Consider the following 6,393-nt stretch of genomic DNA (forward strand, 5'->3'; position numbering starts at 1 on the left):
CGCCCCCTCTGTGGGGGGCCGGGGGGTGCGGGCGGGCGGAGCCCCCCGCCTCACCACCGACGGCGGAAGTCCAGCTGGAGCGCCGCACCCCCGCCCTGTTGCGCCGGGACAACGGGACGGGGGCACCGGAAGAGGTGTTGTTGGGTTGGCACAACGGAGAGCGGTCAGCCGGCGTGGTCCTCGCGCCACTCCTTCATCGCCTTGGACAGCGTGGCAGGCGCAACACCGACCTGGGCCGCGAACTTCGCCTGCGAAGGCGGCGGCTGCTCGCTCTGCTTGGCCCGCAGGAAGTCCTCCGCGAGGCGCCGGCGTCCAACGCGGTCCTCGGTGTACCGCCCTCGCGGCCGTTCGCGCGCGGTCTCCACGGTGACGTCGGCGGCTGTTCCGCGGTGACCGTTCACACCGTTCGTGGTCGACCCGGACGCGTACACGGAACCATTCGCGCCTGCCGTCACGGCGTTCGCGCCCACCAGTTCACGGTCGTCGCCGGCAGTGACCTCGGTCGGCTCGTACTGGGCGGGCACGGTACTCCTGACGACCGTCCGCGTGGGGGCGGCCGCAGGCACCGAAGACCGTTCACGGCGATGTTCGCGCAGGTCACCCCCGTATTGCGACGACGGCTCCGCAGCCGCCAGCGGCAGGTGCTCACTCGCCGGTTCCCACGACGTTCGCGCGGTCTCCATGTCGACGAGGAGACTGCTCACAGCAGTCGGGCTGGTCGACATGTCGTTCACGGACACTGCTCCCTCACCGTGAACGCCGGCGTTCGCGGCGTTCACGCCTTCCCCGGTGTGGGCGGGGAGTTGACGGTCAGCCTGTCCGGCGTTCGCGGCGTTCGCGGGGGCGGCGTTCACGGTGGGCTGGTCAGCGTTCGCGATCAGGTGGGCGGGGATCGGCAAGCCTCGACCGGCGTCACGCATGGCGCGCAGCTCGGCCGGGCGGGCCTGCTTCTTCCAGTTCTTGCCGTACTTCTCGCGCAGCTCGTCGCGCAGGGTGAGCCGGTCCCGTTCCAGGGCGAGCGCCTCGGCGCGGGTGTAGACATCCCACAGACGCATGCGCCGCCACACGGCGAACGTCGCGAGGGGCGCGAGGAACCAGCGGGCCATGCCGAGCGGCTCGAACTGGCGGCCGTCGGCGATGCGGGCCCGGCGGGCGATGGCCCGGCGCAGGGCCTCGGTGATGACCACGACCAGGCCGGGCATGGTGGCGTGCGCGGCCGCCTCGATGACGTCGTCCCATCCGGCGGCCCCGTTCGCCGGCCAGCCGCTGGCGGCGTTGAAGGTGACCGTGGCCACGGTCAAGGTCCAGGCGAACCAGCGCAGGATCGGCGCGGGGGTGCGGATGGCGCACAGGAACAGGTCGGCGGCGATCAGGCCGACGATGCCGACGTCGATGCCGAGCGGGAAGACGTAGGCGAACCAGCCCCATCCCCAGCCCAGGGCGAGGTCGCGCACCGAGCGGTAGGAGCCGGTGAAGCCGATGACCGCGAGGGCGACGGCGAGGATCGCGACCAGAACCGCGGAGGCGAGCAGGCCTCCGCGGATGGGCACCAGGACGTCACCGTCGACGGCGGTGCGGCTGGCGGGTATCGGCGGTCGTCGCTCAGCGCCGGGCACCGCGTGCGTGGTCACGGCGGGACACTCTCCTCTTCTCGTGGGCAAGGGCGATCAGCACCGTACGCCGAAGTGCGTGATCGGTGATGCCGCTGGAGCTGACGAGAACGGAAGAGGACCCGCCGACGGACCCCGAGCGTCCGCGAAAGGATGGTCCAGAAACGGCGAAGCGACCCGCGGCTTCGCCGGGGTCGCTTCGGCCGGTCGCAGGGGATTCAGGGGCCGGCGATGAGCCAGAGGATCAGCACGGCATCCAGGTCCTGGTTGTGGCGGTAGACGATGGTGATGCCGCGTCCGCCGGTCTGCTCGGGGATCAGATCGATGGCGTAGGACTCGGAGCGGGGGTCGGCGTCCGGCAGTCCGCGGGCGTGGTCGGGGGTGGGGTCCTCTTCGAGGGAGGCCCGCACCGACATGACGGCCGTCCGCTCGCTGACGCTGAGGTCGCCCCGCAGGATCTTCTCGGCGGCGTCGCTGTAGAAGACATAGGTCACCGGGCGTTCTCCTCGGCCATCTTCTGGCCCAGCTCGGAGACGACGTCCTCGGTGCTGCGCATCAGGGCCGCCATCGCCTGCGGGTCGCACCGCAGCATCACCCGGTGCCGGTACGCCTGGGTGATCTCGCGGACCCGGGCGAGGTCGTCCAGGTCGGCGTCCGCCAGCTCCTGCTCGAAGCTCTGGAGGTCACCGGGGAATCCCCAGACGCCGAGTGCGGCGCGCAGCTCGGCGATCGTGCGCATTGGCGGTACGGCGTCGTGGTGTTCGGGTTGTGCGGTCACTGCCCCTCCTCGGTGGGTCGGTGGTTCGAGTGTCCTACTCGGTGCGGCCGGGGTCACCGGTCGCCGAGGAGCTGCGCGACCATCGGCCCGGCCTCCTCGTTGACCCGGCGGGCCACCTCGTGGACGACCTGTTTGGCCTCCTCGACCAGGCCGCGACCCTCGGTGTGCTTCGGGGTCGGCAGGTCCCAGCCGGTGGCGGAGATCAGGATGTTCGAGACGGTGAGGACGGCGGGGCGGCCGGGCTTGAGGTCGGGCTCCCAGGGGTGGCGGTACCTCTCGTCACGGGTCGCGATGTCGTAGCGGGTCGTCCAGTCCTGCCACGGGTAGCGGGGCCGGCGGTCGGCAGGCAGGTCGTTGAACCACAGCGGCACGGAGACCTTGAAGGCGAGCGAGCCGACGCCGTCCTCGTTCTCGGCCCACACCGCCTCGACCCCCTGGAGGTCGGGGCGGAGCGTCACGTAGCCGGTGAGCATGGGCGGCGTGGCCACGCGCCAGACCGCCGCGGCGAACTCCTCGGTCGGCAGCGGGGTGCCGGGGGTCTCGTCGTGGAAGTCCCCCAGGCGCTGACTGAGGTAGACGCCGTAGCGGCTGTGGCCGTCGCTGGCGCCGGAGCGGTCGCCGGGCTCGTCCACGGACACGAGGGTCGTGGGGGTCCATGCGGTCATCGGTGCGGGTTCCTCTCTGGAACGGGCCGGGGCCGCCGTAGTGGCGGCCCCGGGGTTCATCTTGTCGTGCGGGCCTGACAGATTGGGGACGATTCCTCAGCGCGGTACGCCGGTCAGCTGGGCGCCACTCAGGCCGAACCAGATCTGCGGCTGGTACAGCTGCTCGAAGCTCTGCCGGGTCATGCACTCACCGCCCTGGTGCCGGCGCCGCAGCGGTCGCACCGGACGGCGTCCTCGGGGAAGTCGTCGTCGTACACGGCGAGCAGGTCCATGGGCGTGCGCACTTCCACCCAGGCCGGGCCGGAGCAGCCGCCCAGGCAGGGCACCTGCGCCTCGAATCCCCAGTCCAGCGGATCGGGGTACCAGGTGCGGTAGGCGAGGGTGATCTCGTCGCCACCGACCACGATGGCGCCGATCGGGTCATGGTTGGGGCGCAGCTGCGTCCAGGTGAAGGCGGCCGCCAGGTCCTCGCCGAAGAAGCGGCCGGCCAGCACCCGGCGGGCGCGCTCGGTGCGGTCGGCGTCGTCCTGGTGGTCGGCGTGAATGCGGTCGACAGCCCGTTGCAGCAGCAGCCGCAGGCGCATGAGCCGGTCGTCGGTGACGACATGGTCGAAGCCCTCTCCGCGCAGGCCCGGGCGTGCCGCGGCGATCTGCTCGTACTGGTGGCGCACCACGGCGTCGGGCACGCGCCGGTTGGCGGGCCGCCGGGCGTTGCGGGTCAGGCACTGCTCCAGCGTCGCCGTCATCACCACGGCGGCCGCGGGCAGCTGGTGGGCGTGGGCGGCATCGATGAGCCGCTTACGGACGTCGGCCCGGGTGTTGGTGGCGTCCACGACGCAGGTCAGGCCACGGGTGAGGCGGGCCTCCAGCACGGTGTGCAGGACGAACACCGCGTCGCCGGTGGCCTCCTGATCTCCCGCGTCACCGGAGACCAGCTCACGGTAGGCGTCCAGCTCCAGCCGGTAGGAGGCGGGCCACGTGCGGGCCAGGGTGGACTTGCCGGAGCCGCTCGCGCCGATCATCACGATCACGGACGGTTCGGGGATCGGGTTCATCACGGGATCTCTCCTCGGTCTGGGTTCGGAGGGCCCCGGGGGCGGCCGGCGGATTCCTGGCCGGGATGGCGGCCGCCCCGGGAGGGTCATCAGGTCAGCTCGATGTGAGTGGCGGTCCAGGTGCGCTTCTTGCGGGCTCCGTTTTCGCGGACCCAGTCAGCGACCGCCTGGCGGGCCTCCGCGTCGGAGCGGGCCTTGACGGTGCCGACGGCCTCGCCGTCGTCGTGCTTGCCGTCGCTGACCTGGGCGGTGAATCGGTAGGTGCGCTTGCGCATGGGCTCGGTCCTCTCGCGTCAGTCGGAGGTGGCGGTCAGGCCGCCAGGCGGAAGCGGTGCGACAGGCTGCGTAGGACGGCAAACGCCGGGGCCAGCAGCAGACGGCGGCCGCGGCGGGTACGGCCCTTGACCTGGTACATGGCCTGGTCGGCGGCGCCGAGCGCGGCCGACAGGGTCGGCTCCGGCAGGGCGGCCAGCCGGGCGGCGCCGATGGAGGCGCCCACCGTCAGTTGCAGGCCGTGGTGGTCGACGGGCTCGCGCAGCAGCTGCGCGAGGTCGGCGAGCCGGTCGTCCAGGCGCTCGTCGTTGTCCAGGACCGCAACGAACTCGTCTCCGCCGAGCCGTCCGGCGACGCCGTGGGCGCCGCACCAGGCGGTCAGGCGCTCCCCCGCGGCCGCCAGGACGGCGTCACCGGCTTCGTGGCCGTGGCGGTCGTTGACCGGCTTGAAGCCGTCCAGGTCCGCCAGCAGGACCGCGGCCCGGGGGTGCCGGCGGATGACGCGCTCCGCCCGGCGGGTCCATCCGTCGCGCGTCCACAACCCGGTCAGCGGGTCGCGGCGGGAGCGGTCCAGGCGCCGGTACAGGCGGCCAGCGTGCAGCGCCCATCCGACCGCCAGGGCGAGGCTGGTCAGGGCCTGCAGCGTGAGGGCCGGGTGCGTGGTCATGCCGCCGCCCGCAGGTTGTTGCGCTGGATCGCGGCACGCTGGGCGCGGGTCAGTCCGCCCCAAATGCCCTCGGCGGCCAGCTGCGGGTTGGCCAGTGCCCACGCCCGGCAGTCGGCCAGCAGGGGGCAGGAGTGGCACAACCGCACCGCGGTCGGGTTGTGACCGTGCTGGGGGAACCACTCCTCCGGGTCGGTCTGCTGGCACGGCTCCCCGCCCGTCATCTGCGGATACGGCACAGAGGGGTCGGCCAGGGCGATGGCAGGGGGGCGCACCGTGACGGTGGTCGTCTGCGCCATGATGGAGGTGCCCTTCCTCTTGATGGGGGTTCGGGTGGCCCGGGGCGGCCGGTTCGCTTGGCCGTGAGACGGCCGCCCCGGGGCGGATTCAGGACAGGACGTCGTCGTGCCAGATGACCCTTATGGCGTCGACGTCGGCGACGGCACCGGCGCGGTGCCGGACCGCGGCCTCGGTGTCGACGTCCTCGCGGACCTTCTTGACCACGTCGCCGCGGCAGGGAAAGGCCGACGCCGGATACGTGAACCACTGGACTCCGGTCCGGGGTTGCTCGCCCGGTTTGCGGGTCGGGATCTCAACCGCCCAATGCGCCATGAGGTTCAACTCCTTTTCTGCGTTTCTTCGGAGACCGGGGCTGTCCCGGCTCCCCTTGCCGCCCAGCCCGCTTCCCGGACCGGGCGGCGCGGGCAACCGTCAGCGCAGGCAGGTCAGGCGGTGCGGCGCTCGTCGTCGGTGTCCTTGACGACGTGCAGGGGCGGGAGCTGGCCGGAGGCGCGGAGCATGGCGATCGGGTCCAGCGGGCCGTCGGCGAGGGCAGCGCGGTGCGCGCGGGCCTCCTCGATGGCGGCGGCGGCCGCGGACTGCTCGCGGGCGACCTCGATCCTGGAGGTCGCCTCGATCTTGGCGATGGTGATGTCCGCACTGCGGTTCATCTGGAGCGCGGCCATCTCGTTGGCGTGCGCGGTGGCCACCCGGCGGTCGTCGCGGCGGGAGCGGGCGATCAGGACGCAGGACGCGATGACGGCGACGGTCCAGATGATCAGGGCCGGGGCGATCGGGTCGGCGTAGACGCCGACGGACAGGGCGCCGAAGGTCAGCGCCATCGACGAGAAGACGGCGCTGGCCGTCTCCTCGTCGTTCTTGGCGGCGAAGTAGCCGGAGGCGGCACCGAAGGCGAGCATGAGCCCGGCGGCGCTGGGCGAGTGCTCAGCGCCCTGGGCGTTCCAGATCCGGGCCAGGGCCAGCAGCGTGCCGGCGGCCGCGGTGGTGCCCACGTAGGCGCGGTGCTCGCTCAGGAAGGCAACGGGGGTCTTCGGGGCGGGCATCTGGC

General features: G+C 72.5%; 10 protein-coding genes. All 10 read right to left on the minus strand.

Annotated elements, in window-relative coordinates:
- Window positions 1–164: 164 nt before the first annotated feature.
- Window positions 165–1,631: a DUF2637 domain-containing protein gene (locus tag GV126_RS35125; protein WP_159675444.1), complete on the minus strand. Its 1,467-nt coding sequence runs from the start codon at window positions 1,629–1,631 to the stop codon at window positions 165–167.
- A gap of 197 nt (window positions 1,632–1,828) precedes the next feature.
- Window positions 1,829–2,104, minus strand: coding sequence for a hypothetical protein (locus tag GV126_RS35130; protein WP_159675446.1), 276 nt, complete (start codon window positions 2,102–2,104; stop codon window positions 1,829–1,831).
- Window positions 2,101–2,388 (minus strand): hypothetical protein, encoded by a 288-nt coding sequence (locus tag GV126_RS35135; protein ID WP_236570392.1) that lies wholly within the window; start codon window positions 2,386–2,388, stop codon window positions 2,101–2,103. The genes GV126_RS35130 and GV126_RS35135 overlap by 4 nt, the downstream gene beginning before the upstream one ends.
- A gap of 53 nt (window positions 2,389–2,441) precedes the next feature.
- On the minus strand, window positions 2,442–3,053 hold the full coding sequence (locus GV126_RS35140; RefSeq protein ID WP_159675448.1) for a hypothetical protein: 612 nt from the start codon (window positions 3,051–3,053) through the stop codon (window positions 2,442–2,444).
- A gap of 179 nt (window positions 3,054–3,232) precedes the next feature.
- Window positions 3,233–4,108, minus strand: a complete 876-nt coding sequence (locus GV126_RS35145; protein WP_236570393.1) for an ATP-binding protein — start codon at window positions 4,106–4,108, stop codon at window positions 3,233–3,235.
- 89 nt (window positions 4,109–4,197) lie between these two features.
- Window positions 4,198–4,383, minus strand: a complete 186-nt coding sequence (locus tag GV126_RS35150) for a hypothetical protein (protein WP_159675452.1) — start codon at window positions 4,381–4,383, stop codon at window positions 4,198–4,200.
- A 35-nt stretch (window positions 4,384–4,418) separates the two neighbouring features.
- Entirely contained in the window at window positions 4,419–5,048 is a 630-nt protein-coding gene (locus GV126_RS35155) for a GGDEF domain-containing protein (protein ID WP_159675454.1), read from the minus strand.
- Window positions 5,045–5,344, minus strand: a complete 300-nt coding sequence (locus tag GV126_RS35160; protein ID WP_201299991.1) for a WhiB family transcriptional regulator — start codon at window positions 5,342–5,344, stop codon at window positions 5,045–5,047. Before GV126_RS35160 ends, GV126_RS35155 begins: the two co-directional genes overlap by 4 nt.
- 88 nt (window positions 5,345–5,432) lie before the next feature.
- A complete protein-coding gene (locus tag GV126_RS35165) occupies window positions 5,433–5,657 on the minus strand; it encodes a hypothetical protein (RefSeq protein WP_159675456.1) in 225 nt (74 codons plus the stop codon).
- Between the two features lie 113 nt (window positions 5,658–5,770).
- A partial coding sequence (locus GV126_RS35170) for a hypothetical protein (RefSeq protein ID WP_159675458.1) occupies window positions 5,771–6,393 on the minus strand: 623 nt, incomplete at its 5' end.

This window comes from Streptomyces mexicanus, assembly GCF_902506575.1.
Lineage (GTDB): Bacteria > Actinomycetota > Actinomycetes > Streptomycetales > Streptomycetaceae > Streptomyces > Streptomyces mexicanus.

Bases quoted from the DNA above. Each gene is read 5' to 3' on its own strand.
- GV126_RS35145 (WP_236570393.1), bottom strand. From the start codon at position 4,108: ATGAACCCGATCCCCGAACCGTCCGTGATCGTGATGATCGGCGCGAGC.
- GV126_RS35165 (WP_159675456.1), bottom strand. From the start codon at position 5,657: ATGGCGCATTGGGCGGTTGAGATCCCGACCCGCAAACCGGGCGAGCAA.
- GV126_RS35150 (WP_159675452.1), bottom strand. From the start codon at position 4,383: ATGCGCAAGCGCACCTACCGATTCACCGCCCAGGTCAGCGACGGCAAG.
- GV126_RS35155 (WP_159675454.1), bottom strand. From the start codon at position 5,048: ATGACCACGCACCCGGCCCTCACGCTGCAGGCCCTGACCAGCCTCGCC.
- GV126_RS35140 (WP_159675448.1), bottom strand. From the start codon at position 3,053: ATGACCGCATGGACCCCCACGACCCTCGTGTCCGTGGACGAGCCCGGC.
- GV126_RS35160 (WP_201299991.1), bottom strand. From the start codon at position 5,344: ATGGCGCAGACGACCACCGTCACGGTGCGCCCCCCTGCCATCGCCCTG.